Annotated in this window: 30 protein-coding genes; 2 read left to right on the top strand and 28 right to left on the bottom strand. The window is 40.5% G+C overall.

Annotated elements, in window-relative coordinates:
- The first annotated feature begins 271 nt into the window (after positions 1-271).
- Positions 272-475: a hypothetical protein gene (locus tag LFYK43_RS07240; RefSeq protein ID WP_124976891.1), complete on the top strand. Its 204-nt coding sequence runs from the start codon at positions 272-274 to the stop codon at positions 473-475.
- A gap of 95 nt (positions 476-570) precedes the next feature.
- Here LFYK43_RS07240 and LFYK43_RS07235 read toward each other — a convergent pair whose 3' ends face one another.
- From LFYK43_RS07235 to LFYK43_RS07140, 21 genes are all read right to left on the bottom strand, one after another.
- Positions 571-819, bottom strand: a complete 249-nt coding sequence (locus tag LFYK43_RS07235) for a hypothetical protein (RefSeq protein ID WP_124976889.1) — start codon at positions 817-819, stop codon at positions 571-573.
- Between the two features lie 2 nt (positions 820-821).
- Positions 822-1,268 (bottom strand): DUF1617 family protein, encoded by a 447-nt coding sequence (locus LFYK43_RS07230; RefSeq protein ID WP_158609210.1) that lies wholly within the window; start codon positions 1,266-1,268, stop codon positions 822-824.
- Between the two features lie 10 nt (positions 1,269-1,278).
- Complete coding sequence (locus LFYK43_RS07225; RefSeq protein WP_124976885.1) at positions 1,279-4,803, bottom strand: phage tail spike protein; 3,525 nt, start codon at positions 4,801-4,803, stop codon at positions 1,279-1,281.
- 1 nt (position 4,804) lies between these two features.
- Positions 4,805-5,527 (bottom strand): hypothetical protein, encoded by a 723-nt coding sequence (locus LFYK43_RS07220; protein WP_124976883.1) that lies wholly within the window; start codon positions 5,525-5,527, stop codon positions 4,805-4,807.
- Positions 5,524-9,699: a phage tail tape measure protein gene (locus LFYK43_RS07215; protein WP_124976881.1), complete on the bottom strand. Its 4,176-nt coding sequence runs from the start codon at positions 9,697-9,699 to the stop codon at positions 5,524-5,526. The genes LFYK43_RS07220 and LFYK43_RS07215 overlap by 4 nt, the downstream gene beginning before the upstream one ends.
- Before the next feature lie 21 nt (positions 9,700-9,720).
- Positions 9,721-9,876 carry a hypothetical protein gene (locus LFYK43_RS12570; RefSeq protein WP_158609209.1) on the bottom strand — a complete coding sequence of 52 codons (156 nt, stop codon included), beginning with the start codon at positions 9,874-9,876 and terminating at the stop codon, positions 9,721-9,723.
- A gap of 23 nt (positions 9,877-9,899) precedes the next feature.
- Positions 9,900-10,238 carry a phage tail assembly chaperone G gene (gene gpG, locus LFYK43_RS07210; RefSeq protein WP_124976879.1) on the bottom strand — a complete coding sequence of 113 codons (339 nt, stop codon included), beginning with the start codon at positions 10,236-10,238 and terminating at the stop codon, positions 9,900-9,902.
- A 64-nt stretch (positions 10,239-10,302) separates the two neighbouring features.
- Complete coding sequence (locus LFYK43_RS07205; RefSeq protein ID WP_124976877.1) at positions 10,303-11,058, bottom strand: Ig-like domain-containing protein; 756 nt, start codon at positions 11,056-11,058, stop codon at positions 10,303-10,305.
- A 78-nt stretch (positions 11,059-11,136) separates the two neighbouring features.
- Positions 11,137-11,736 carry a major tail protein gene (locus tag LFYK43_RS07200; protein ID WP_439957211.1) on the bottom strand — a complete coding sequence of 200 codons (600 nt, stop codon included), beginning with the start codon at positions 11,734-11,736 and terminating at the stop codon, positions 11,137-11,139.
- 4 nt (positions 11,737-11,740) lie between these two features.
- Complete coding sequence (locus tag LFYK43_RS07195; RefSeq protein ID WP_124976873.1) at positions 11,741-12,154, bottom strand: hypothetical protein; 414 nt, start codon at positions 12,152-12,154, stop codon at positions 11,741-11,743.
- Between the two features lie 2 nt (positions 12,155-12,156).
- Entirely contained in the window at positions 12,157-12,534 is a 378-nt protein-coding gene (locus LFYK43_RS07190) for an HK97-gp10 family putative phage morphogenesis protein (protein ID WP_124976871.1), read from the bottom strand.
- Positions 12,531-12,860 carry a phage head closure protein gene (locus LFYK43_RS07185; protein ID WP_124976869.1) on the bottom strand — a complete coding sequence of 110 codons (330 nt, stop codon included), beginning with the start codon at positions 12,858-12,860 and terminating at the stop codon, positions 12,531-12,533. The genes LFYK43_RS07190 and LFYK43_RS07185 overlap by 4 nt, the downstream gene beginning before the upstream one ends.
- A complete protein-coding gene (locus LFYK43_RS07180; protein ID WP_124976867.1) occupies positions 12,847-13,167 on the bottom strand; it encodes a head-tail connector protein in 321 nt (106 codons plus the stop codon). Before LFYK43_RS07180 ends, LFYK43_RS07185 begins: the two co-directional genes overlap by 14 nt.
- A gap of 74 nt (positions 13,168-13,241) precedes the next feature.
- Positions 13,242-14,447 (bottom strand): phage major capsid protein, encoded by a 1,206-nt coding sequence (locus LFYK43_RS07175; protein WP_124976865.1) that lies wholly within the window; start codon positions 14,445-14,447, stop codon positions 13,242-13,244.
- Positions 14,444-15,079, bottom strand: a complete 636-nt coding sequence (locus LFYK43_RS07170) for an HK97 family phage prohead protease (RefSeq protein WP_124976863.1) — start codon at positions 15,077-15,079, stop codon at positions 14,444-14,446. The genes LFYK43_RS07175 and LFYK43_RS07170 overlap by 4 nt, the downstream gene beginning before the upstream one ends.
- Positions 15,021-16,259, bottom strand: a complete 1,239-nt coding sequence (locus LFYK43_RS07165; RefSeq protein ID WP_124976861.1) for a phage portal protein — start codon at positions 16,257-16,259, stop codon at positions 15,021-15,023. Before LFYK43_RS07165 ends, LFYK43_RS07170 begins: the two co-directional genes overlap by 59 nt.
- 6 nt (positions 16,260-16,265) lie before the next feature.
- Complete coding sequence (locus LFYK43_RS07160; RefSeq protein WP_124976859.1) at positions 16,266-16,463, bottom strand: hypothetical protein; 198 nt, start codon at positions 16,461-16,463, stop codon at positions 16,266-16,268.
- Positions 16,464-16,475: 12 nt separating this feature from the next.
- Positions 16,476-18,188, bottom strand: coding sequence for a terminase large subunit (locus LFYK43_RS07155; protein ID WP_124976857.1), 1,713 nt, complete (start codon positions 18,186-18,188; stop codon positions 16,476-16,478).
- A complete protein-coding gene (locus tag LFYK43_RS07150) occupies positions 18,188-18,769 on the bottom strand; it encodes a P27 family phage terminase small subunit (protein WP_174713977.1) in 582 nt (193 codons plus the stop codon). The genes LFYK43_RS07155 and LFYK43_RS07150 overlap by 1 nt, the downstream gene beginning before the upstream one ends.
- 168 nt (positions 18,770-18,937) lie before the next feature.
- Positions 18,938-19,732 (bottom strand): HNH endonuclease, encoded by a 795-nt coding sequence (locus tag LFYK43_RS07145; protein WP_124976855.1) that lies wholly within the window; start codon positions 19,730-19,732, stop codon positions 18,938-18,940.
- Positions 19,725-20,102 carry a hypothetical protein gene (locus LFYK43_RS07140; RefSeq protein WP_148095609.1) on the bottom strand — a complete coding sequence of 126 codons (378 nt, stop codon included), beginning with the start codon at positions 20,100-20,102 and terminating at the stop codon, positions 19,725-19,727. The genes LFYK43_RS07145 and LFYK43_RS07140 overlap by 8 nt, the downstream gene beginning before the upstream one ends.
- A gap of 123 nt (positions 20,103-20,225) precedes the next feature.
- Here LFYK43_RS07140 and LFYK43_RS07135 point away from each other — a divergent pair, with 123 nt between their 5' ends.
- Positions 20,226-20,939, top strand: coding sequence for a hypothetical protein (locus LFYK43_RS07135; RefSeq protein ID WP_124976851.1), 714 nt, complete (start codon positions 20,226-20,228; stop codon positions 20,937-20,939).
- A 141-nt stretch (positions 20,940-21,080) separates the two neighbouring features.
- Here the strand turns inward: LFYK43_RS07135 and LFYK43_RS07130 are convergent, their stop codons facing one another.
- The 7 genes from LFYK43_RS07130 to LFYK43_RS07105 all read right to left on the bottom strand — a co-directional run bounded on the left by LFYK43_RS07130 (position 21,081) and on the right by LFYK43_RS07105 (position 23,387).
- On the bottom strand, positions 21,081-21,518 hold the full coding sequence (locus tag LFYK43_RS07130) for an ArpU family phage packaging/lysis transcriptional regulator (protein WP_158609208.1): 438 nt from the start codon (positions 21,516-21,518) through the stop codon (positions 21,081-21,083).
- Positions 21,519-21,617: 99 nt separating this feature from the next.
- On the bottom strand, positions 21,618-22,124 hold the full coding sequence (locus tag LFYK43_RS07125; RefSeq protein ID WP_124976847.1) for a hypothetical protein: 507 nt from the start codon (positions 22,122-22,124) through the stop codon (positions 21,618-21,620).
- Positions 22,124-22,351: a hypothetical protein gene (locus tag LFYK43_RS07120; RefSeq protein WP_124976845.1), complete on the bottom strand. Its 228-nt coding sequence runs from the start codon at positions 22,349-22,351 to the stop codon at positions 22,124-22,126. Before LFYK43_RS07120 ends, LFYK43_RS07125 begins: the two co-directional genes overlap by 1 nt.
- A gap of 11 nt (positions 22,352-22,362) precedes the next feature.
- A complete protein-coding gene (locus LFYK43_RS12985) occupies positions 22,363-22,485 on the bottom strand; it encodes a hypothetical protein (RefSeq protein ID WP_268226943.1) in 123 nt (40 codons plus the stop codon).
- A gap of 1 nt (position 22,486) precedes the next feature.
- A complete protein-coding gene (locus LFYK43_RS07115; protein ID WP_124976843.1) occupies positions 22,487-22,684 on the bottom strand; it encodes a hypothetical protein in 198 nt (65 codons plus the stop codon).
- Positions 22,685-23,098 (bottom strand): RusA family crossover junction endodeoxyribonuclease, encoded by a 414-nt coding sequence (locus LFYK43_RS07110; RefSeq protein ID WP_124976842.1) that lies wholly within the window; start codon positions 23,096-23,098, stop codon positions 22,685-22,687.
- Entirely contained in the window at positions 23,073-23,387 is a 315-nt protein-coding gene (locus LFYK43_RS07105; RefSeq protein ID WP_158609207.1) for a hypothetical protein, read from the bottom strand. Before LFYK43_RS07105 ends, LFYK43_RS07110 begins: the two co-directional genes overlap by 26 nt.
- Positions 23,388-23,536 lie beyond the last annotated feature (149 nt).

Raw genomic sequence — 23,536 nt, 5'->3', positions numbered from 1 at the left:
GCCACTTCTTGTACATCGATTCGATGTTTTGTCTAGGGCTTCCTTCAGATTCTACCTCGCAATAGACACCCTTGCCTTCGACTTGTGATACCGACCACTACGGCTCACAGCGGACTCACACCGCCTAGTTACTGCCCATGCCGGGCGCACCAAAAATAGCACCTAGCGGTTGCTAGATGCCTACTACTATATTCATAAAAATTAATTGATTATCTTTTACATTCACTCACATTTATAATTGAATTAGCTCAATATATTGGAGGTGAGAAAAATGAACAAATGTCCTTTCTGTGGAGCTTATAATGTAGGCCCTATGAACTTGCCAGAAGGTCAACATATTCTGCTTCAGACAGTTAATGACGATGGAAACATTAACATCGGTGCTGGCTATAAGGTTGACCTAGTTGCTTGCGGTTCGTGCAAGAATATGTGGCTTCATAGTGACGGAATCACTGCTGGAAAACCGGAAGTTTAATGTTTGAACTGTCTTATCGTGTTCCTTGCTACTCCCAATAGCTTGGAGCACGTTTTTAATTTCTGATTCAGTACCTTCGATTGTTAATTTCATTTCTATTCTCCTTTCTCAGCTGGTTGTTCCGAAACTGCTGCGATTTCTGCCAGCCGAGCACGTGCCAGCTTCTCCAATTGCTTACGCGACAAATCATCAATATCTTGTTCCTCAGCCAAATCAGCTGGTGTAACACAGACGCGAGCATTAATGTATTCCTTATCTTGCCCGCCATTAAAGTTTGCACTAACACAGTCTGTTTTGCCATTCTCATCAAAACTATACTCTAAACTCATCATTTTAATTTCCATCCTTATTCCTCTTTTCCGTCTTTAAAACACTTATCAAAGGCATCCATTACCAATTCATAAAGCAAAGCGTCCTGATTGCTGAACTCACCTTCATAATTCTGTAAAGCTTCATACAACTTTTTGAATTTATTTGAGTACTCGGTAATTGAGATCACTGCTACATCATCACTGATATTCTTAAATTGCTGATCGGCTTCTTTTCTATCAGAAACATTCTTATAAATCAGCTTCTGACCGCCTTTTTCAGTCTTGAATTCACCGTCTTCGTTTTTTTCGAAAAATTGGTCACGAATTACGTTTAAATCACTCTGATAATCTGCATTTTTCGCAACGATCAGTTTAATCAATTTCGAACGCCCCAAAGAAGCCATATTCTTGAGATTTAAATTCCCTAAAAAGTTACCGATAGCCACCAATTCTGCATTTCTAAATTTAACTACATTCTTCATTTCCTGCCTCCTAGAATTCCATAACCGTATATGTCTTGATTCCTTCACCATCAAGTTCTAACGGGATGATAAATTTGTTCCCAACTAATTTTTCCAATCCTTGGATTATTTTTGAAAGATGGAATACCGAGTTGTCCATGCCTATCAGATACATCTCAGTATTCCCAAAAACAAAACCAGCTTGTCTGTTTGAGTTCATGATTGTGATAAAGTTGTCTGAAGCCCCAACTTTGGCAGCACCCAAGGCTAGGTAGTTGCTGGCATTTCCATCACCCTTCAGAGCTCCTCGTATAGCAACATCGTCATCGAAATTGAACCCCTTAGTCATACCAGCTCCCTTGGCAGTATCAAGCCTTGGGAAGTATGTCAGTGCAGGAGTATATGGAGATGTCGTGTCTTTTCGATATGCCCATGCCATATACTCAGCTTTCGAATTTAGATTAAAACTTAGACCGTTCATTGCATCATTGGTGAGCCAATGACTTGCACTGATGGACCCCATATCTTCCCCATTGTACTGATCTAGAATGTTCATGCCAGTACTATTAAGTGATAGCACACCCTGTCCAGCGCCAATCTTAATTCCCGTACCGTCAATCGTCACAAATTTAGAAACCGCATTCCACGCAGATTGAACGAAATTTGTGGTGTCGCCGACTAAATTCGAAACATCAAGATTGATAATATGGACGTTAGCAGCATCTAGAATTCCCGCGGTAATCTTACTTGCATCGATTGTATCAATCATGGTGGACTTGATTACCGCATTATCAATTACGGTCTGCCCAGTTATGCGAACTTTGTCGCCTTGAATTAATACTCCTTCAGTAGAAGCATTAATACGACTGACAATCTCTCCTTTTTTCACCATTAAATCAATCTGGCCGTTAGTAACAGACAGATCTGTTTGAGTTGCAAAATCGAGTACACAGGGGCTCCAAACCTTGCCGGTGCCTTCAGTCAACATAATGTCGCCAACATACAGAGCGCAAATTTTGCTATTTGTTGTGCCATTATTATCGAACCGTATATATCCTGACACCATATTACCTGTATTAAAAGTATAAGCAACACGACGATCCCTATCAGAATCATAATGTGCATTAGCAACAATATTTATGACAACCGAATTCCCGCTTGCGTCATTTCCTATTAGAAAAGCATCCGAACTAACTACATTTTGGCTATTAAAGACATCGAAAGATAGGGTATAGTCAGTGTTTGGCTTGACCTGAATGTTTTCGCCTCTGAAGGTCTTCTCAGTAGCTAGAACGTTGCTTAGCATGAACAAATTTCGTGAACTGTTAAAAAAGAAACTGTGTTTGGTGACGCTCAACCTACCTGTTGGCTCTTTCCAGAAATCTAAAGTTTTTGGATCCCCAGAATTCCGCAATAGATTAGTGCCTGCCAAAGCTAAGTTATTAACATCATCCTGGATGCTGTTAATCGAAACTTGAAAGCTATCTGATGCAATGTTTATCTGATTGTTGACCCAAGACTGGGTATCATCTATTGTTGAATAGTTTAGCTTTAGGGAATCGGCCGTGGCTTTTATTGAAGCGGCATTTGCTTGAATGTCGCCTTTAACCTTCAAAATGTCTGCCGTAAATCCATCAGCACTTGCTATCCACTGATTCTTAGCGGTGTTCAAATCGCCGTTAAGCTCATCAACGCTGCTAGCTGAAGCTTTACCTTCAATTGCTTTTGCATTAACCTTAATCGAGTTCTCGGCAGTTCCGATTCGCCCAGATAGCAAGTCAACATCAGCTTGTTTAGCTGTCAGCTCTAGAGCATCCGAATTGCCTTTAATTGCTAGTTCGTTGGTTTTAACACGCTGATCAAGTGTATCGATGTCACTTTTCGAAGCAACCAAATCAAATTTGCCATTGATAGTGTCAATGTCGTTCTTAATGCCGATAATTGAATTATTAGCTGTCGTAGCACTAGCAAGTGCGTCACTGGCATTCTGTTGAGCATTTGCAACATCGCTTAGTGCTTGTCCAACAGAATTAGCTGCATCCTGTGAAGTTTGCTTGGCTATGTTAGCTGCTTCCAAAGCTTGAGCTGAATTATCGTTAGCACTGTTAATCTTATCGGCATAGTCAGCCATTTCTTGCATAGCTGCGTCAACTTTATCCCGAATCTCATGCGTATCTTTGGTGGAGACAATTAAGACCCATGTCACACCGTCCCACTGATACATCTCTGTATCTTCACCATTAGGCTTGTACCAGAGGTCTCCCACATGATTAGCAACTGGCGTATCGGGACCTCTGAACACCGTAGACTTACCGTCAGCGCCTGTCTGGGCAATGCTTTTAGCCTTGTCAGCTTTGTCATTAGCATTGCTTGCAATCTGTTCAACTTGACTTAATTTATCGCCTAGTGTAGCAGAGATGTCGCCTAATTCAAGGCTGTCATAGCTGTCTAGCAGAACGTTCCAGACAACACGACTAATCTTAGCTGTGGTATCAATGCCTAATTTAGCGAATCTGATCGGTACCTCATCACATAGGTCCAATGCTTCCAATGGAGCGTAATCGGCATAATTACTGGTCTTGGACAAGTCAATGAATGATACCTTAATGGAGACTTTTGGAATGCCTACTTTATTAGTCTTGATATAGGACTGTGCTAAAGATTTAAGTTTGGCTTGTACCTGTGCCACACTCATATAGACTGTTGTCTTATCGTCTGAACCGTCACCTTTTGTTGGATTGGTCCCAACCTTGACGTTTTCAAATTGACTAGCAAAGTCCACTGGCAATACTTTCTGATTAGGGTACCGATCCCGATAGTCAGAATCAACCACTAAGCCATCAACTGTATAGACCTTCGTTGAATCACTATTGACAACCTCTGACAAACTAGCATATGGATAGATACTTGTATATGTCTCCAGAATGTTATTTTCTTGCTCAAATGACAGCAGATTGCGTCCATATGATAATAGCGTGTTAGAGACTGTGCCACGATGTGATAGCAGGCTAATATGGAGATTGTCAAAGCGGTACTCACCGCCCCATGTGTCAAGGATTGACCCTTCAACGCCACCTAATGCCTGTCTTGCATTGGTTACCTTATCAATCGTCCATGACGTGCCATTATGCGTCTCAATGTCACTATCAACAGTAAATTGCTTTGGTGTCGTTAAGCCGTCATTCCACATTGTTAGAGCTTGTTCTGCGGACATATCTTGCATTGTGATATTAGGCTTGATAGCCAAATCATTAGCTAAATATGATACATGTTCGGCATGGACAGTTATAATCGTGTTGCCAGAATTATCCATGCTAGGCGTGACCGTCTTGATAATAAAGCGCTGGTCTTTCAGTTTATGGCCTGCATCAACTTTGATAATTCTGTTGTTTTCAATCTCACCAGCTCTTCTACCGTTGAGTGGATAGGTGAGGTCTAACACGAACTCGCCATTACGTTCTTCTGTCACAACAGCTGTCAGAGCGTCTGGTAACGTCCCCAAGCCGTTACTAAAGAAGTCTGTGGCATCTGCTGCATATAATACTGGATAACTCATATTATGATCTCACCGCCCATCTAGGTAAAAGTTCTATTTTAGTAATGTTATCACCTGTGATAGTGACCGTCTGATTGCCCTTAGCAATGGACATAAAGTCACCATACATTTTATCGAATGCCGTTCTTGTACCTGCCAAATTAGTGCATGACTGACTATCAGTATCCATAATGATACCTGTATCAATACCCTTTAGAGATACCTTAGCAGAGCCAATTTGTATCGTGCAATCACCTTCGCCAGTGACTTTGATAATCGGCTTAGCTGAAATGGTACCAGGGTTGGTCAATACTTGTTTATTAGTAATAGTCTGATACGACTGACCAGATGTTAGATACTTGTAAGGCATCATTTCGAATTGTAGGGTTTGGGTTATACCAGTTACTGTTTTCTTAACCGGAAAACTAGACAAATACGCTGCACGATAGATATAGTCTCGATCAAAACTAAATAAAAAATCATGCCATTTTGAATCTGCTAACATGATTTGTCTTGCTTGATCAATTTTTTGCATTGTTTCTTTATGCTTACCCAAATAAATAATTGGTAGTTCTTGAACGAAACTTTTATACCGATTATTTGGAATAATCAAATCGCCATCTCTTCCAGGAACTTCCACAATTTGATAATCAGAAGCAGAGCTGGCAATTTCATATTCAGCATTAATATACATATTAAAATCAGTTGATTTTAAATCATTAAAAGTAAAACTTGTTACTGTCATGTTGTTAACCGCCCCCTACCTCGTTGAGAATCAAATTTATTGAACTGTTGTGATAAATTACGTACCATTTCTCGATCACTATCCGTTGATTTCTTGGATGTCGCTAAATCTATTAATCTATTCATTAAGGCAATTTGCTCACGATATAGACCAGTCTGTTCATTCAAACTGGCTACCACATCCGCGTTATCATTTTGAATGGCCACCAAGTTGTTGCTATCCATCTGTGCCTGGTTTGGTGTATTTAAGATTGTATTAACCGCTCGGTTAGCCTCTGATGTACCCGTTGCAAACTGTGGCACATTAAAAAGTTTCTGTGTCAGACTAGCCTTTAAAACTTTAGTCCCACGTGGAGCATCAAAAATAACATTTCTACCAGCAGGAATAAAAGACTGACCATCGGGCATCGTAACTAATTCACGGAAAGTACTACCAACTTGATCGTTGACCTCCATTAAACCGCCAGGATGATAGTTAGTACCTTTAGCGTTCTTTTTACGAGAAAAGAAGTTCTTAACTGTGTTAATAATGGTTGTCAGTGTAACTGTATGATTCCTCTTTCGAGCAAACTGATCTACACCAGCACTTGCCCGGCTTGCCGGACCAGAAGCATTGTCATGACCAGTGAAAGTTTTTGGTCCTGGATGTTTACCATTAAAGGTATCGATATGTTGCCAGCCGGTACGAGCAGCAGTCTGAACGTTTGAAGAATTACCAGTAAAGCTCTTCTTATTCACGTTTTTCTTATTATGTTTATCCTGCGCTGTCACAGATTGGTTAGCTGCACCAATAATTGAGCCGGCGGCACCAGTAAAGTCTTTCTTTTTAACACTCTTTTTATTGTGTTGATCTACCTTTTTCTGAGATTCATTACTTGCCTTAGTAACTGAAGAAGCGTCGCCTTTCAAATTTTTCTTGATCGGTTTTTTACCATTATACTTATCAACATCAATTCCGCCTTTAGTCAAAGCGGCATGAGCTCCAGCGTCTTTAGCAAGTAACTTTTTAGTTTTTTCTGGCAAACTATTCCATAAACCAAACTTAACAATATTCTCAGCGAGTTCTTTTTTACCCTTGGAATTAACGATTGCTTCTTTCTGTTGCAAGGTTAATCCGTTCCATTTACCTGCAGATTCTAGGCCTTTGGCAACTTCAACGCCCGCATTGGATCTAACCCATGCTTTTCGTTCAGACCAAGACATATTGTTCCACTTACCAGATTCAAGCAAGCCATTGGCAACCATCTCTTTTGCGTTAGTAGACAGCTTTCCTTTCTTTTCGAGTAACTTAATTTGATTCCATTTGTCTTTTGACTGAACCGCCTTAGTTACTTCCGCTTGTGCATTAGTCTTAATCTTTCCTGTCTTAGGATCAAGAATTAAGCTATTCCATGAGTCGGCTGCAGCAGATACGCTTTTCTTCATGTCAGCAGTAACTTTGACTACTGACGTTGAGGTTTGTTTCTGTGCATCCTCATAGGCTTTCATTGCGCTCTTAGCTTGCTCAACCGTCCAACCATAGCTATCCTGCATATCTTGCAAAATACCTTCTCGGCTCTTTCCTCTGGCTTTTTCAGCATTAATAAATCCAATACCAAGTTGATTCATGGTATTATTATGCTCATTTTCTAGAGCTTCCAGAGCTTTGTTTTTCTCTTGGGTAGACAAAACAGTGCTGTGCTTGATCTTGCCATAAGTCTGATTGTAGTTATCCAATTCCTTGTTAGCAGCATCGGCAGAAGCCTTTGCCATCTGATCGAGTTGGCTTTTTGTTGCTTTGCTTGTCTGGTTCAATTCAGCTTGCAGGACAAGACGTTGCTTCTTACTCGATAGCCCCAAAGTTTGAACTTGCTCTTGTGCCATCTTGACTTCAAGATTGTGGAGAGTATCCCTTTGTTCTTGTGTTAAAGAAACATTCTTATCACGAGCCTGTTTGGTAATCGACTGAACTTGCTTGTAATAACCATTGATCTTTGAGATATGTTTCTGGTTAGCTTTATCTTCTTTAGCAGCTTCAGCTTCGATTGCAGCACCTGCTGCACCGCCAATACTTTCAGCTAACTTATCAGCAGCAGTTTTTTGTTTCTTAGCAGCTTGTTCAGCCGACTTAGCCATACCAGCAAAAGCTTTCTCAATAGTTTTACCGTTAGTAGTTGCTGAACTAGCTGTGTCGTCTAAAGCAACATTAGCTTGAGTTGCATAGTTCTTAAATTTAGAAGCTGCATCATCTGCAGATTTACCGATATCAGCTCCCCAACGTTGAGTTCGTTGAGAACTTTCGACTGCTTTCTTGCCCCAAAGTTCCCAAACTGCTACACCAGCGCCGATCACTGCTGTTGCACCAAGGACATATGGATTAAGCAGACTGAATCCTCTAGCAGCCCCCATCGCTGAACTTCCAACTTTGGACATTCCACTCGCAGCACCTGCCGCTTGTCCGGCAAATGTAGTCGACTCATACGCTGCTTGACTAAAACCGGACTTCAAAATTTGGAGTCCTGTACCGCCTAATTTAGCAGCTGATTGCATTCGGCCGATTGCTGACGCGAATGCTCCAATTCCTCTAGAAGTACCGCCAATCACTGATCCAACTTTGCTAATAACTGACGCAACTGGTCCAATCGCAGCACTAAACAGAGCGAACTTAATAATTGATTGTTGAGTTCCTTTATCAAGATTGCCAAATGCTTTTACAATTTCAGTTGCTTTACCAACCAAAGGAGTAATTGCTGGGATCAGGTTGTTTCCAACTTCAATACCTAAAACTTGAACCGACGATTTGAAACGGTCAAATTGAGCTTTAGCAGTAGTTCCCATCATATCAGAAACTTTTTTAGTAGCTCCTGCAGCTTGTCCTGTCTTAGCTGTTAAATCAGTTAATTGTTTGCTACCAGCGTTCATCAAAGCCAACATTGCCCGGCCACCACGTTCACCAAATGCAGCAGTAACGGCAGCAACTTTCTGGCCCTTGTTCATGCCAGCTGTAGCTTTTGTAACTTCGTTAATTACTTCAGGCAGCCCAATTGTTCCTTTTTTGAAAGCATCGATATTAACGCCTAACTTCTGCATTGGTGAGCCAGCTGCCATTGATCCTGCAGTTAACTTTTGCAGCATCATATTAAAGGCAGTCCCAGCAGTCGAGCCTTGCAAGCCAGCATTTGATAACAGACCGATTGCGGCAACTGTCGTGTTCAAATCGATACCAGCAGCATGTGCTGACTGACCAGTATACTTCATAGCTTCGCCCATATCAGCAAAGCCAGATTTAGTGGCATTAGCTGCATAGGTCATAGCGTCAGTTACACTAGTTGTGTGGCTAGCCTTGACTCCAAACTGTGTCATGGTGGAAGTTACCACATCCATAACAGTATTGAAGTCTTCACCAGAAGCACGTGAAGCATCCAGGATCGCAGGCATCATCTTCATCGTCTGATTAGCTGAATAACCAGCACGAACTAAGTCGGCCATTCCCTTGTTAATGGAATTAGTCGAAATTCCGTACTGTTGGGCCCAGCGTTTAGACGCATTACCCATCTGATCTAGCTGAGTTTTAAACTTGCCCGTAACAGCTGCACCATTAGTCAGCAAAGGGCCAATCGAATTGATTTCGTCATTAAAACTCATGGCAGACTTAACTGCTAGTCCCATTCCGGCCACAATCGGAGTTGTAACACCACGGGTCATCGTACTACCGACTGTACTAAGCTTCTGACTGGCATTGGTGATATGTGTGCCAAATGTACTTACCTTCTGTCCAGCTTGATACCAGCCATTACTTTGCAAAGTAATCTGACGCTGTGTGGCGTTCATCTTAGCTCGTAAAGCTTCCATTTGAGCAGAAGTCTTGTTGTATTGGCTAGCAGCGTTAGCTTGTCGTGTGGTTAATTTGGCTTGTTCTTCAGCAGTATCAGCAGTTTTCTTAGTCAAATCTTGATAAGTCTGCTTTTGTGCTTGTAACTTTGCTTCATAATTCTTCATCTGCTGACCCATTGAGCCATAGACTGACTTCATACCGTTTAGGCTAGAGCCATAGCCTTTGAGAGCAGACTCTTGGGCTCGTAAAGCAGAACCAGTTGCTTTGATTTGCGAATTTAGCGCACGTGAACTTGATTTGAACGGATCAATATCCAGCGTGACAGTCGCAGCTAAATGTCCTAATGAACCACTTGCCATTAATTTGTTCCTCCTTTCTAGCTAGAATAAGAACGGAAAGGCTTCATCAATATACTGTTCTTTTTCTGCGAAAATTTGATTTAAATGATCGAGGTCATCTAAAGTCATGTGGTCAACTTCATACAATTTATAGCCTTCGTTCAAACGAACTTTATAAATATCATCAAGTCGATCCATTGCCTTCTGAATGTCCTCGGCTGTTAGTTTTTTTCTTCACCGTCTTCTTCAGTATCTTCATCATCAGTATTACCTAATGAATCACCAATTGCCTGATTGATCACATCCAAATTATCTAAATTGCAGCCCTGTTTAACATCGCCCGCTTTAAATTGACCATGCCAAAAACTAACTGCAAAATTTGCAATATTCTTTTCATTCTCATCAGCGTCTTGCGAAGTTGCTCCATCAGCTCTCTGCAATTGACGAGCTTGTTGATATTGGACTTTTAAAGCCTGCATTGTATCATGCAGCATTGGCTCTTCATTGCGGATAAACTTCTTTTTTTCATCATTGATCGTCAAGGTTAATTCATAAGCCATAATTAATTTTCTCCTTTTATTTTCGTCTCATTTTTATCGTCTCTGTCTAATTTGTGTTATACAACTATTCTCCAGCAGGTGGTTCCTCAGCCTTTGCTGTTACTGTAACTGCACATTGGGCTGTCTTGTTACCATCAGTTGTTGTAGCGGTCACATTGACTGTGCCAGCCTTAATTGCTGTTACCTTACCTGTATTGTCAACGGTAGCAATTGTTTCATCCGCTGACTTCCAAGTAATCGCCTTATTCGTTGCGTTACTTGGGGCAACTGTAGCGGTCAATTGAATTGTAGATCCTTCTTCAACTTCTGCAGTTGTCTTGTCCAAAGTTACACCTGTAACTGCTACAACTGGATCAGTGACTGTCACCCGACATGTGGCAACTTTTCCCTGGTCATCTGTGGTAGCCGTGATGTTAGCATCTCCAGCACCAACGGCAGTGACTTTACCGTTTCCGTCTACGGTCGCCACTGACTGTTTAGCACTAGCCCACTTCACAACATTGTTGGTTGCATTAGCCGGGCTGACAGTTGCTTTTAAAGTGCCTGTTTTACCAGTCTCTAGTGACAAAGTTGTATTATCCAAACTAATGCCAGTAACTATGATTGGTTTAGTTTTAAATGCCGGTACATCAATATAATCGCTAGGCTTCCATTCACCAGTCGAATCGATCTTACGCCCTTTAAAATCTCCTTTAGCATAATCAGTATTAGGAGTTAAGTTGGGTATTACAACTTCTTTTGAAGCAGCTTCTCCGGTTACAATTGCTTTACCTGTTTTATCAGCAATCTCATAGACTACTGTTTTGGGTTCTTCAGCCAAAAGTCATTCTCCTTTCTTATTCAAACGTGACAACCCCGCTTGTTGAATTAGGGCTGATCTCAACCCCATTCGGCGGGGTTAGGGTTTTGGGGTTTCGTCAGGAATCTCGCCTTCTTCTTCCGTCTTAGGGAAGACCCATTTACGGAATTGTTCTAGATTGAACCCTTCATTATCTTCACGGCCAATCAATAAGATGACACCTTCATCTTCATCACCACGTGGCACAAACGATCCTTCGATTGAATCAGCATTTGGATCTGGAGTACCGTCAACCGTTTTAGTATCAACACCTGGGATCGTAAATTTACCTTTCAGCATTGCAACCCAAACGAACTGACCATTAGACAACTTAGTCCGGAACAAGGTGGCTACATCACGCGGAGTTAAGTTTTTCTTGAAAACTTCAACACCGCCGACCAATTTGATTCCGTAGAAATCAACTTTCATCTGTGAATCAACATCATAGATTTCAATTGTTTCCTTGGCGTCGGTAATACCACCAGATAGAACAACATATGGACCATCGTCCGCGGCTAACGTCTTCATTTCATTAGTCAGTTCAATCTTAATTGTGGAAAGACCGGGAACTTTCCGAGTCTCTTGTACTAAATCATCTTTGTCAACAACTCCATATTCGAAGTTGCTGGCACCGAATTTAACTTTTTTATTATCTGCCATTTTTCTATTCCTCCTCTGGAATAAATCCTTCATAATTACCCTGCACCATTGTTAGCGTTGGAGTATCAGGATCTTCAGCATGTTCTACATAATATCGTTCAAAATTGGCATTATGCATTATCTGATAAATCATTGACTCCAACTTCCCAAGTTCAGGTAATTTTTCTTTTGCAATCCAAAAATCGATTTGCAATCTTGGATATTCAATAATTCTTCCATCATCAGCACTATCAAACTCATCTCCAGGGATCCGTGTAATTCTGATCCACGGTGCATTTTCCGTAGTGTGGAAAGTATCGTTTGGGGTACCAACGAAAACGTAAGGAAAACTCATCGGCTTTCCTCTGATCTCATCTAAAAAGCCTACAAGATTCTGATTATTAGTCAGAAGCTCATAGGCTCGTTGTTCAGCAAGCAAATCTAATCACCCACTCTTAAATTTTTGATAAAGTCCTCTAAAACTCGAGTTCGCATTTCGCTTTGTGTTTTCTCCACGAAATGCTGTGGATCCTGTTTTGAAGTCCCACTGTTCGGGAAGTGAGCAATCGGCCCTTTAGTTTTGTCATAGCCAATATCAGCTGAATAATTACCAGTCTTAGTTGACACACCGGCAACTTTAACTGCGGCTGCCAAATGTTCTAACCCACTATGATCTTCATCGGAAACTGGTGTATTTGCTTGCAACTGGTCAGCAAAATCTTGAGCTCCTTCACGTACCGCACTTCTAGCGCGTCGTTCAAATCCTTTAGTAAGGTTATCCACATTCAGTAGCATCTCAGCTTCACCCTCAACGCTCATTGGACCACCTTCCCTGCAATTTGAATAATATCTTTAGTGCGATAGTCAGGATCCATCGAAATGATCTCATAGTCCTGCCCTCGCCACTTGATTATCCAATCAGTTTGAATTTCTTTCTTCTGCTTAAAAGCAATTAAAAAGACAGGTGAACTTTTGCGATAACCAACCTGGTCAGACTGATTAACAAACTCACGTAGCGGAACTTTCGGGACCTCTGCCCAGCAAGAAAATTCTTCAGTCAGTTTGTTATTAACTGGCACGCCATTAACTACTCCAATTCCCTCCGAGTAGAACGTGATCCGCTCGGTCATGTTAGTCGTCTTCATTGTCAATCACCTCAGAACGTAACTGATTAACAATATCAGCAATGCTATTGGTCAACTCAGGTCGGTAATTATCTGCAGTCAGTCCACGCTGGTAATAATCTTCTTTGACTTGTTTCATCAAAGCAATCTTAAAACGGGGGTCGTTAACAAATTCTATCGGCATAGCACTAAATTTAATTGCTCGTGTGATCATTAACGCAGCAGAATCGACCATGCCTAATAAAACATCATCATCAAAGTCTTGATCGACCTTGCAGTAATTTTTGAGCGTCGCAAACTGATCTTCAGACAACAAATTTTCCGCCATTAGCACCGCCCCCTAATCAAATGTAACCGTAGCATTAGTAGTGCCTGGTACTACGGTCGCACTGTTAGGGGCTGCTATTTTTCCGCCGGTTCGGTGTAGGTCAAGAAGTAGCCAGCTTTTGTATCAGCCTTGGCAACGCCAAAGCGCATACCAGCTTGGAGATATTGGCCATAGATCTCGTTATCAACCCAGCGAACCATGAAGTCGGCGCGATTAGCAAACAGAACACTCCGCTTGATGTCGCCAATAAAGGCGTGTGCCTCGTTAGCTTTGCCAAGATCAGTATCAGCTACAACAGCGACAGGCATACCCAACAGCACTTTGCCAGATGGAGTCAAGATAGAATCTTGCAACAAGTAACGACCGTTACCATCCTTAACCGTGTCTAACCAGTTGTAGAACGTCTGAGAAACGATCATGACACGATCATAGGCAGGATCTAAGTCAACATTGATAATGTGCTTTAAATCATCAATTGTACCAACCGTTTTAGCAGCAAATGTTTTAATGACACCAGCAATTGCAGCGTTGGTCGTGTTGACTTTGATTTGTTGGCCATTCTGTTCAATAACCGGCATAAGATCAATTTCAGAATCGTCTAAAGACTCTTGAGAGATTGGTAATGCTTGCCGATAAGTGTCAACTGCCCAATCAACACCGTCAAAATCTGGCTTGGCCATAGCAGGATTCTTTTCCAATTCGGCGACAGTAGCCATCGTTGAAGTAGCATTCTTCAGAATTGGATAGGTACCTTTACCATGTTGTGCTTGGAAAACATTGACGAATTGCTTTAAATCAACAATAGTCTGCAATTCACGTTGTGGTTGATAAGATACTTCGTCTGCAATTGTTGGCTGAACGTCTGGTTTCTTAACGCCATCAGTACCTGGATCAATGTCACGCTTATTAAGCATTACGAAATCGCCAACATTGGTTTTTTCAAAATTCAAGCCATCACGTACACGGCCACGAGAATGGATATAAGCATTGACTGCATCACGGTATGAGGCTTCTTGGTTATCTTTATTACGGCTACCAGCCGGCTTAGAATTATCGTCACCATCGATAGCAACCTGAATCAGATCAGCTTCTTCTTCTAGCTTGCGAACTTCACCTTCAACTTTTTCAATTTCAGAGCGTTTGTCCTTAGCAGCAGTTAATTCTTCTTCGCTGTTGGCTTTTTCTAGCATTTCACGAAACTCTGCATTTGATGTTTTGATAGAATTACTTTTTTCTTCAATTTTTTGCCGTAATTCTTTTAATTTTTCCTGTAGATTCATTTAATATCTACTCCTTTCAATAACTCTTGTTTTTCAACGTCTAACAACATTCGACGTTTCTCATCACGCCATTTTTCTTTATCCTTACGTAATGACTCAACTAACTCTTTACTACGAGCTCCCACAGTTGCTTCCGTGTCCGGATAAGCTGGAGTGGTAACCACAGAAACATCATATAAGTGGTCAATCGCTCGAATTAAACGGTTATATTCCACACCATCTTCATCCGATTCTGACCATTCTTCAGCATCTTTTTGACGTGCGATCGTAAATGCAAAACTACATTGATTGATAATTCCAGCACCAATGTTAGCCATAAGATCACGTGCTAATTGTGTATCTGTTGGCTTGACTCTAAACTTCAAACCAATATTGTCGACTTCTAACTCTAGGTTGACCCCTGAACGCCCTAAAACTTGATTCTGGTCATGATTAAAGGTTGCCACTACATTGGACATGTCAGCATGATCTAAAGCGTGAGAGTCGATTTTTTCACGGAAGAAACCAGCTAAAACATCAGATGGCTTATCGAATTTTAAAGCATAGCCTTCGATAACTTTTTCTTCGCCTTCATCATTCTGCCTCAGCTCCACTTTCGTTTGGATCTGCCGACTTTCCAGGTTCTTTGCCATTAGCTTCACCCCCTTTCAACTGATATTCTTCTTTCTTATCCAAAAAGACTGAGTTCAAATCGGACTGCATACGGTCCATATTCGGATCATCAACAGTTGCACGTCCAGATTCAGCTAGTGCACGGTTAGGTGTCAGCAGAGTCCCTTTGACGGCGTTCACTGCGTCTGTAATGGACAAGCCGGTCTCTTTCCTAGTATCGAAGTTCAAGCTCGCCTTGGCACGCTTACGAGCTGTTAATAGCTTGCTCTCAAATTCGGCAAGGATCGGATTAAAATAATACGGCAAGTCCGAATTGATGAAATCTTCATTTAACTGCTTGACCGACTGGTTAGGACTATTGATTCCCAACTTGTAACTAGGAATATGCAATGCTTTAGCAATTTGCGCAGTCGAATAATTATTCGAATTGATCAACTGCAAAATGTTAGTGTCCACATCAAGTGTCTGATAATCAAAAGTATCATCCGTAATAATAGGACTGCCAGCGTTAGCGTCTGCCTGAGCATATTCGAAGTCTTTTCTAACCTGTCGTCGCGATTCCTTATTTAACTTACCTTTAGCATGCAGGATCCCGCCTTTGAGCCCAGATTTAAAGAATTTAGTCAGGGTCTGAATGCCTGACTCTTGCAAATTGATCTCATCACGCAAACTTAACAGTGGGGAACGCCCATGAATTCCATCGTAGGTAAAGAACTTAAAATGGATCACATTAGCAGCTTCTTCAACGATTGTCTTATTACCATTCAAAGGTGTAAATTCATACTTGAGGTTATTCGTATCAGAATCATCAATATAAACTTGACTAGTTGGATAATATTGAATCAATGCCGGTTTATCCGATAAAGGATCTCTGACAATCCGCGAGAAACCATCATTAGATAGAATTGCACTGACCGTCATAATAAATCGCCAATGATACGCATCTAACATTGAGTTAGGTTCCTTATTGACTAAATAAAGCGTCTTATCGTCAATGATTCTATCCTTTTCATCACGCTCAATAATGGGGAATCTGGCCACATAAGAAGCAATGTAAGATACTGCTGTCAGAACATCTGAGTTTCTCAATGCAGAAACGCCAACATAAGAGCCATTTGAATATCCGGGTAACACACCATTATTAATTAAATCCATCGCCCAATCAGCACTAGCGTCTCGCTTTTCCATTTGAAATAGCATTTAAAATCACCCCCTTCCTGCCAACCAGGCCGAGAGCAGCGCTAAGATCACGACCAAGCTACCCGAAACAAACCAGCCGGCAATGTCAGATAACTTAAATGCCCCAACTGAGAGCATACAAAAACCGCAAATCATTAAGACCTGCGGTTCATTTAAACTCCAGAATTTATAAACTAACTTAGGAATTGTTTTAACTAATTTCATTGATCTATCCTTTCAAAAGCCAAATTCTCCATTCAAAATATCGTCATCAGTAATATAATTATCAATGTTTTCTCTAAAGCAAATAGCAAAAGCATCTAGCAAAGCATCCAAAGCATCGATCTTGTTAGAATACTTGTTCTTATCGATACGGACCCCGTTGTTATCACTTTTCAATACTGCATTATTGATTGCAGCTGTTAGGATCTCATTGCCATTATGCTTAATTCGCCCATCGATTACATCTTCATGGAACTGTTTAGTTGGTGCAGATAATGTCAACGTTCCCTGTCTAATAGAAGTCTGTTGCCACTCTGGATGACCTTTTTCAATTTGAGTCAGTAACGTTCCGTATTGTGCCGGATCATAACAAATCATTTGCACATCCAAATTATGTTCAGCTACAAACTCACATAACCACTGATACACACTGTCCACATCAATCACACCCGATTCAAGCTGCGTGATTTCACATCGGCCTTCTCGTTCTAACCGCCGATAATCCATCCGATCAGACTTAATTTTATTATCCAGCCCATACTTGGTCCCTACAAATGCGTGACAATCAACGTACCAAAAACCGTCTTGTGGGATACACCAGGTTATTGCGTACAAGTCTGAAGTTTTTCCGACGTCGACACCGATCCAAGCACGCTCGCCATCGATATTGATTGGTTCATCGACAAGACAAGCATTCCAATGTTCTACATCCATGTAACTTTCTTCAGAAGCTTGGCGCCAAATATTGAAATTCTTGACCAGCTTAGAATTAAGTGAGCCATCTTCTTTAGCTTGAGTTAGCTTATTTTTCAAATAATTGAAAATCTGATCGTACATGGCAGTAACATCCATCAACGGATTTGATTTAATCCACATTTTTGGATCATCAACTTCAACTGTACTATCTTGTTCAGCGATAAAAGCAAAATAACGATCGGCCACAACTTCTCCAGAGAGGACTTTCTTCGCATATGGATACATCTGCGTGTGCATTGGCACGTTCATGTCAAAACCTGCTGTAGAAATTACAAAAGTTAAGTAGCTAGGCAATAACAATTGCCCTGATGATAGAGTTTCAATCATCTCATCAGTCTTAGCGTTAGCATATTCATCGACCACGGCCACATGAGGCTCATAGCCATCAACCAGCCCTGCATCACGTGAGAATGAACGAATGATCGAACCGTCGTTAAGATTCTCAATCTCATCACGTCTGATCTTAACTGACCGTTTAATTTCATCGTCTTTTCGGCATAAAGCCTTCAATCGGTCCTTGACCATTCCAAAGACGATACCAGCCTGTTTTCTATCATTAGCAGCTGTATATAATTGACGTTTGAACTGTGGAGATTTACCAAATAAAAACTCATATAAGATAACTCCAGAAATTAGCAGACTCTTGCCGTTTTTCCGTGCCATCGAAATAAAAATATCGGTAAAACGCCTGGTGTCCGGATTCTTTTTGCTGACCCAGCCATAGATGCTGCCAATAATAAACTTTTGGTAAGGTGCTAATTCTTGCACTTTACCCGTTTTAGGATCACCAAGCATCTCCATGAACATTACTGCTCGACCGGCCAATTGCGGATCATATTCCCAAGTCCAGTCCTCACGTTTGAGATCCTCAACATGCCTTTTAACTGCAGCTAATACTGCGTCGGAGACAAGTAATGAATTATCCAGGACTCTCGCAACAAAGTCAGCTAACGGATCATCAAACTTTTTCATTAATTAAACATCTCCATTATGCTGTGCTTTCCTTGATCATCTTCTTTAGGCATGTTCATCTGCATTCTTGAATTGACATTCAACCCTAAATCAGAAGCAAGACTCTTAATGTTTTTGGTGGCTTTATCCAAATTACGGATCAGTTTGTCTTGTTGTGCTTCCAAATCAGTAATCTTTCCGCCGTAAAGACTAAGACTTGTTTCTAAATCTTTGATCAACTCTTTATCACTCCCGCGAACGGCTTTGAAGTAGTCTTTTTCAAAAACATCGTATTTTTGGCGATTGTAATCAATATCTGCGGCTATTTTAGGTAAATCTAGCGATATTTGCTTATAGATCCCGTACCAGGTGCAGTAATTTTCTAATTCAACCCGATCAAGATTTCTAAGTGGTAACTTGCCAAGTGCTGCAATGATTCGTTTATACTCTTGCTTTGCAGCACCTTTAAGATGATTAGGCGGAGTTACTTGCAGTCTTGGCAAGCCATCTGATGCTAGAAATTCCGCTTTATATTTAGCCTCTTGCTGGACCACAGTCAAATGGCCGGTCGATTCTCGCAATAATTTCTGTTTTCGTGCCATCTACCACTTTCACTCCTTTCTGATAGCAAATTCCCCACATCCCCCCCACTTTGGGGCTTAAAATTGATAGAAATTGGGACGTGAAAAAGAGGACGTCCGTTCTTCCGTGGGTATAAACCCTCCCCCGATTGTTTTGGGTGGGGGTACCTGGGGGGGGGCAATCACTGCTCATTTGTTGGTTTTCAATCTGCGAAATTTACTGAAATCTTTCTGTGAGAACAGATTGAATGCTTTTTGTGTGTTTTCGTTGAATCTTTTCTGTTCTTTTAATCTTTGAATACAAATTTCTTTCTTTGTATCAATCAGAATGTGATCAATATCATGATAGTTACTTAGTAATGTATCGATCTTACTGTCTGGATAAGTCTGAATGATCCAAACATTATCAAAGGTTTGTTCTGCTTTTAGCTTCCGCAACAACTGTTCAAAGAATAGAACAACATAGTCATGCACATCAATGTTCCTCTCGTGCGATGGTAGACCAGACAGTGATTGCATCAACGAATCATAATCATAGATTAGATCGTGTTGTCCTTGATGTCTCTCAACATATGTCGTCTTACCTGATGCAGGTAGGCCACACACTACATGTACTTGCATATATCTCATGCTCCCTTTATGGTGCTTGATCCATTCGCGCTTTGTCTTGAGCTTATGGCAATCACGACAAAGTGTTTGCAGATTGTCGATGTTAGTTCGGTCTTCCCAATCATCTTTACTTGGTATGATGTGATCAACCAACGTTCCTTCAAGCCCACACCGTTGACACAAGCGGTAATCTCTGCCCAATACTTCAGTACGTATATGCTGCCACTCTTTGCTGTGGTAGAACTTCAAATAATCTGATTGGGTGCTATTTCGATTCTGATTGTACTGCCGGTCATTGTCTTTACGTACATGCTGATCATAAGGCACTAGTGTTGGTTTTCCATTTGCAAACACTAACTTGGTAGGCTTAGCCATGTTCGATGCCGCTCACTATTTTAATAGCAGCCTCGGCCTCTGTATCAGTTAAGCCGAGATTAGAAAACTTATTGAACCCTGGTTTTCTTGAATCAATAGGCTTGTATCCCAATTCAAAGGACCCCTTATCAACGATATAGAACTGGCCGTTGTTTCCTTGCACAATATAATCTCCATCATGGATCACTGAGCTGTGATGTGTGCTTCTCAGACTAAACCGCTCACTAGCGTGATGGGCAGATTGCTTTGCACTTTTCAGTTCGTACATATCTTGCACCATCGGATAATACTTCAAGCAATTCTCCTGAGCTTTTCTGATATCGAATTGAACAGCCTTAACTTCAACAGAGCGTCTTACATACTTCTCCATGTCCATATTAACCACCACCTTAATTTTGTTTATGTAAAAATGAATGTTTCAAAAAAACATTCAAACTTTCAATTCAAACTTATATAATTTAATTAACTTCGTTAGGAAAGCTGTGATATTAGCATGTACGTTTTAGGCTCTATATTCTTATCAAAACAATGGATATCCATATTATCCTTAATAATCTCAATCACATCTGGTCTTGCATCAATAATTGCAATAATGTCTTTTTTTAGAAACAAAGCAGAATTAATTATTTTTACAGACAAAAAGAAAAACTCATGGACTCCGATTGCAGAAGGAGAAATAACATTCACTAATGAATCTGGAACATCGTTTACTCTACCGAGTGGTGTTTTATTTCATTACCAATTCTTAAATCCATCTCCTCATGATATTGCTTTTTTTAATCTCCATTTTGATGCAGCTGGCAAAGCATGCCAATTTTTTTATGATAAAAGTGTAGGCTACGCTACTAAGAATCCAACTTTTATTCATTATGATTTGATCAAGACAGCTGAGCTTCCTTTTCCTCATGAACCGCAAGGCACGTTCAAGGCGAACTCATTAACTCCGTTATATTGTTTTCTTTCTAACGAAGAACTTGCGAGTGCTGATCATGGAACTATTAAACTTTGTTATGCAATCAGAAAATTTCCGTATTTAGGTAAAAGAAATCATTTCACAACATTCAAACATTACGTTAACCTTGAGAACCTGCCAGAACTAGTGCGATCAAAGCAAGAAATAATGACAAAACTGACACAATCAGAACAAAAATCTCAAAAGACATCTAATACACACCCCCACAAAAATAAGAGAAAAAAACATAAATAAATTTTGCAGCAACATAAAAAGACAGCCATCACTGACTGTCTTACGCGATATTCGATACTATCATAATAGTTCATTTAAACGGCTCTCATGTCTTATGTCATTATAATAAATTTACATTACTTCTCTTACTAATATTCACTTTCAGCCGGTTATCTCACGAGAACACCAGACGTGTAAGTCTATTCTCGTCAGGAACTCAAAGTAATCTGCAAACTGACATAGCGCATTCTGCTGAAGTTGACTAACTCTACTAGCTGAATATCCAATATCCATTGCGATTTGTGTAGCCGACTTACGATCAGCATAAGCCTTTAACAATATTTGTCCCGAAGTGTCATCAAACTCATTGACCATTTGGACCGCTCGCTTAACATTGTCAATTAGCAAAGTGGCATCTGCATGCTTAACGATAGCTTTATCACGATCTTTATCTTGTATAGTTGCTGACGGCATCCCATCCATTACTGGCGAACGCAAAGAATTATAATTTTTACCAGCAATTCGAAGTGCAATTGGATATTCTTTTTTAAAAAAACAGCGGACAGCTTCAGCAGTTTTCTTCTGATCTAATTCCGGCAACAGTCCCACAAGCTCCACTCCCTATATGATATAATTGAATTGTTGAATAATTACTGGAGCGTAGCTGGTGAGCTGCGCTTTTTCTATATACGAAACAATTTATTCACTCTCATCGATTGCCGCCTTCTTTCTATCCCAAATATCCACCAAGCCAGTAATATGAAGATATTCTTCTGCCTCTTTAACTTCTTTGCGACTAAAATATATTTTGTTCGAAAAGTTACTGACATTTTTAGCAAAATAATATTTTTTACGAACAGTATCAAAACATAGTGCTTGTGTTCCAACTGTTATAAAAAGCCGAGACGTTTTCTTAATTTCATAACCAAACAAGTATGCCTTTGCCATCCTGTTAAAATCACATTCGTCATCTTCGCATAACCACTGGCTATATTCTTTTAAGAATTCAAGCAATTCATCGTAGTCGTTCATGAACTTATTTCTGCAATCAACAATCAATGCAGCTTCATCTTCACTAACTGTTACTTGCTTATAAATCGCTGAATCTTTTATCGTTACGGACTCGGGACAACCTGGATAAACACCAAATTCGATAGAAACAATTTCGCTCGAATTAAATTGAACGCCATCACATACTTTTTCCATTACTTCTTCACTTCCATATTTTCAAATTTTTCTTGTTGAAACTGAAAGACATCTTCGCAAATCAATACTACTAATCTGTTGCGGTCATACTTTACTTCAATCATTGCTAACTCATTGGATAGCCACAGCCAGTATTCGTAAGACTGCGGACCCAACTCTTGCAACTTCTGATTTGCTTGTCCCATTAAATTCAAGATGTCACGAAATACTGACTGCCAAGCTTCCATGCGATCACTCCTTACAAATCAAACAATACTTTGCCACTCTCATCTTTCACTTCCACACCGCCAACCGATAAAGCTAGCTGCTCCCAGAATTCTGGATTATCTTGGTACTCGTCAACTGTAATTGGTTTTTCCATGTTAAAGATCGCCTACCTTATCCCAGTCATTCTTTGATCCATGAATTCTGAATGGCTTGAACTGTCGTCTCGATTGATCGACTTCAGAAAGTTCATATATTGGTCCCAACTCGTATGGCTCAGTTGAACCACGAACGACAGTGTGAGCATGTGGGTTCCATTTAATAACACGCTGAGTTCCTACTACAAATTTAGTCATCTACTCCACCTCCTCAATGCTGATATAGATTCCCGGCACATCTGACCAAAATTTCTCTGTGATCAGGCTAACCACGAAACGATCGTCTTTCCAAAATCCCAACTTGGTCATACAATCTTGCAGCAGCTTCACACTGTTGTCTAAATCTGGTTTAGTATCTTTGTATTCCCCATTCACATGCTTACCTTTGATTGGGAATAACCACTTGATCATCAGACGAACTTTACCGTTGAACTTTTTATCAGGTAAATGTTGCGCCAAATTATCCATATACTTTGCACGAGCAGCTTTTAGTTCTGCCGGTTCGTAGAACATCGGCTTACCTTTTACCACATGAACCTGCTTCTCCTGGTGAGTTACCGATGGTATCAATAGCGGCATGAAAAACTCATGCGTAACCTCTTGTTGTTGCATATTCAATTGCTCCCCCATTATTTTCAATTTTGTAAATCGTTCCTTCGAATGGCCAATCATTGATCACAAATATCTGTCCCAGAAAAGCTACATCTTTGTATTTTTCAAAAACATCATACAAAGTGAACTCCTCTTCGCTTGGTAATGCAGCCTCAACATATTCAGGCTTTTGTATTTCGACGCTTTCCATTTCTGGATCATAAAAACTTTTATCGATTACCAAGATGATTTTCACATCGTTACTTGGAGTTACGTGTATCGTTTTGCCGAGTATTTTCACATTTTTCACTTCTTTTCATTATTTAAATTTTTTTACATTACCACATCTGTTACAAGCTATTAACGGTTCACTTATTTCTCTGTCTTAAGCTACTCCCCCAAGGGGAGCTTAAGACAGGAAAGGTGAACGCCGTCGCAATAGGATTTTTACGCTTTCTT

It is taken from the genome of Ligilactobacillus salitolerans (assembly GCF_003864415.1).
GTDB classification, from domain to species: domain Bacteria; phylum Bacillota; class Bacilli; order Lactobacillales; family Lactobacillaceae; genus Ligilactobacillus; species Ligilactobacillus salitolerans.
The sequence above is the reverse complement of the archived record's forward strand: the minus strand, read 5'-3'. Positions and strand labels throughout refer to the sequence as shown.

What these genes read in the sequence shown, in the direction of transcription:
- LFYK43_RS07240 (WP_124976891.1), top strand. Translation starts at nt 272, where the DNA reads ATGAACAAATGTCCTTTCTGTGGAGCTTATAATGTAGGCCCTATGAAC.
- LFYK43_RS07235 (WP_124976889.1), bottom strand. Translation starts at nt 819, where the DNA reads ATGGAAATTAAAATGATGAGTTTAGAGTATAGTTTTGATGAGAATGGC.
- LFYK43_RS07230 (WP_158609210.1), bottom strand. Translation starts at nt 1,268, where the DNA reads ATGAAGAATGTAGTTAAATTTAGAAATGCAGAATTGGTGGCTATCGGT.
- LFYK43_RS07225 (WP_124976885.1), bottom strand. Translation starts at nt 4,803, where the DNA reads ATGAGTTATCCAGTATTATATGCAGCAGATGCCACAGACTTCTTTAGT.
- LFYK43_RS07220 (WP_124976883.1), bottom strand. Translation starts at nt 5,527, where the DNA reads ATGACAGTAACAAGTTTTACTTTTAATGATTTAAAATCAACTGATTTT.
- LFYK43_RS07215 (WP_124976881.1), bottom strand. Translation starts at nt 9,699, where the DNA reads ATGGCAAGTGGTTCATTAGGACATTTAGCTGCGACTGTCACGCTGGAT.
- LFYK43_RS12570 (WP_158609209.1), bottom strand. Translation starts at nt 9,876, where the DNA reads ATGGATCGACTTGATGATATTTATAAAGTTCGTTTGAACGAAGGCTAT.
- gpG (WP_124976879.1), bottom strand. Translation starts at nt 10,238, where the DNA reads ATGGCTTATGAATTAACCTTGACGATCAATGATGAAAAAAAGAAGTTT.
- LFYK43_RS07200 (WP_439957211.1), bottom strand. Translation starts at nt 11,736, where the DNA reads ATGGCAGATAATAAAAAAGTTAAATTCGGTGCCAGCAACTTCGAATAT.
- LFYK43_RS07190 (WP_124976871.1), bottom strand. Translation starts at nt 12,534, where the DNA reads ATGAGCGTTGAGGGTGAAGCTGAGATGCTACTGAATGTGGATAACCTT.
- LFYK43_RS07185 (WP_124976869.1), bottom strand. Translation starts at nt 12,860, where the DNA reads ATGAAGACGACTAACATGACCGAGCGGATCACGTTCTACTCGGAGGGA.
- LFYK43_RS07180 (WP_124976867.1), bottom strand. Translation starts at nt 13,167, where the DNA reads ATGGCGGAAAATTTGTTGTCTGAAGATCAGTTTGCGACGCTCAAAAAT.
- LFYK43_RS07175 (WP_124976865.1), bottom strand. Translation starts at nt 14,447, where the DNA reads ATGAATCTACAGGAAAAATTAAAAGAATTACGGCAAAAAATTGAAGAA.
- LFYK43_RS07170 (WP_124976863.1), bottom strand. Translation starts at nt 15,079, where the DNA reads ATGGCAAAGAACCTGGAAAGTCGGCAGATCCAAACGAAAGTGGAGCTG.
- LFYK43_RS07165 (WP_124976861.1), bottom strand. Translation starts at nt 16,259, where the DNA reads ATGCTATTTCAAATGGAAAAGCGAGACGCTAGTGCTGATTGGGCGATG.
- LFYK43_RS07160 (WP_124976859.1), bottom strand. Translation starts at nt 16,463, where the DNA reads ATGAAATTAGTTAAAACAATTCCTAAGTTAGTTTATAAATTCTGGAGT.
- LFYK43_RS07155 (WP_124976857.1), bottom strand. Translation starts at nt 18,188, where the DNA reads ATGAAAAAGTTTGATGATCCGTTAGCTGACTTTGTTGCGAGAGTCCTG.
- LFYK43_RS07150 (WP_174713977.1), bottom strand. Translation starts at nt 18,769, where the DNA reads ATGGCACGAAAACAGAAATTATTGCGAGAATCGACCGGCCATTTGACT.
- LFYK43_RS07145 (WP_124976855.1), bottom strand. Translation starts at nt 19,732, where the DNA reads ATGGCTAAGCCTACCAAGTTAGTGTTTGCAAATGGAAAACCAACACTA.
- LFYK43_RS07140 (WP_148095609.1), bottom strand. Translation starts at nt 20,102, where the DNA reads ATGGAGAAGTATGTAAGACGCTCTGTTGAAGTTAAGGCTGTTCAATTC.
- LFYK43_RS07135 (WP_124976851.1), top strand. Translation starts at nt 20,226, where the DNA reads ATGTACGTTTTAGGCTCTATATTCTTATCAAAACAATGGATATCCATA.
- LFYK43_RS07125 (WP_124976847.1), bottom strand. Translation starts at nt 22,124, where the DNA reads ATGGAAAAAGTATGTGATGGCGTTCAATTTAATTCGAGCGAAATTGTT.
- LFYK43_RS07120 (WP_124976845.1), bottom strand. Translation starts at nt 22,351, where the DNA reads ATGGAAGCTTGGCAGTCAGTATTTCGTGACATCTTGAATTTAATGGGA.
- LFYK43_RS12985 (WP_268226943.1), bottom strand. Translation starts at nt 22,485, where the DNA reads ATGGAAAAACCAATTACAGTTGACGAGTACCAAGATAATCCAGAATTC.
- LFYK43_RS07115 (WP_124976843.1), bottom strand. Translation starts at nt 22,684, where the DNA reads ATGACTAAATTTGTAGTAGGAACTCAGCGTGTTATTAAATGGAACCCA.
- LFYK43_RS07110 (WP_124976842.1), bottom strand. Translation starts at nt 23,098, where the DNA reads ATGCAACAACAAGAGGTTACGCATGAGTTTTTCATGCCGCTATTGATA.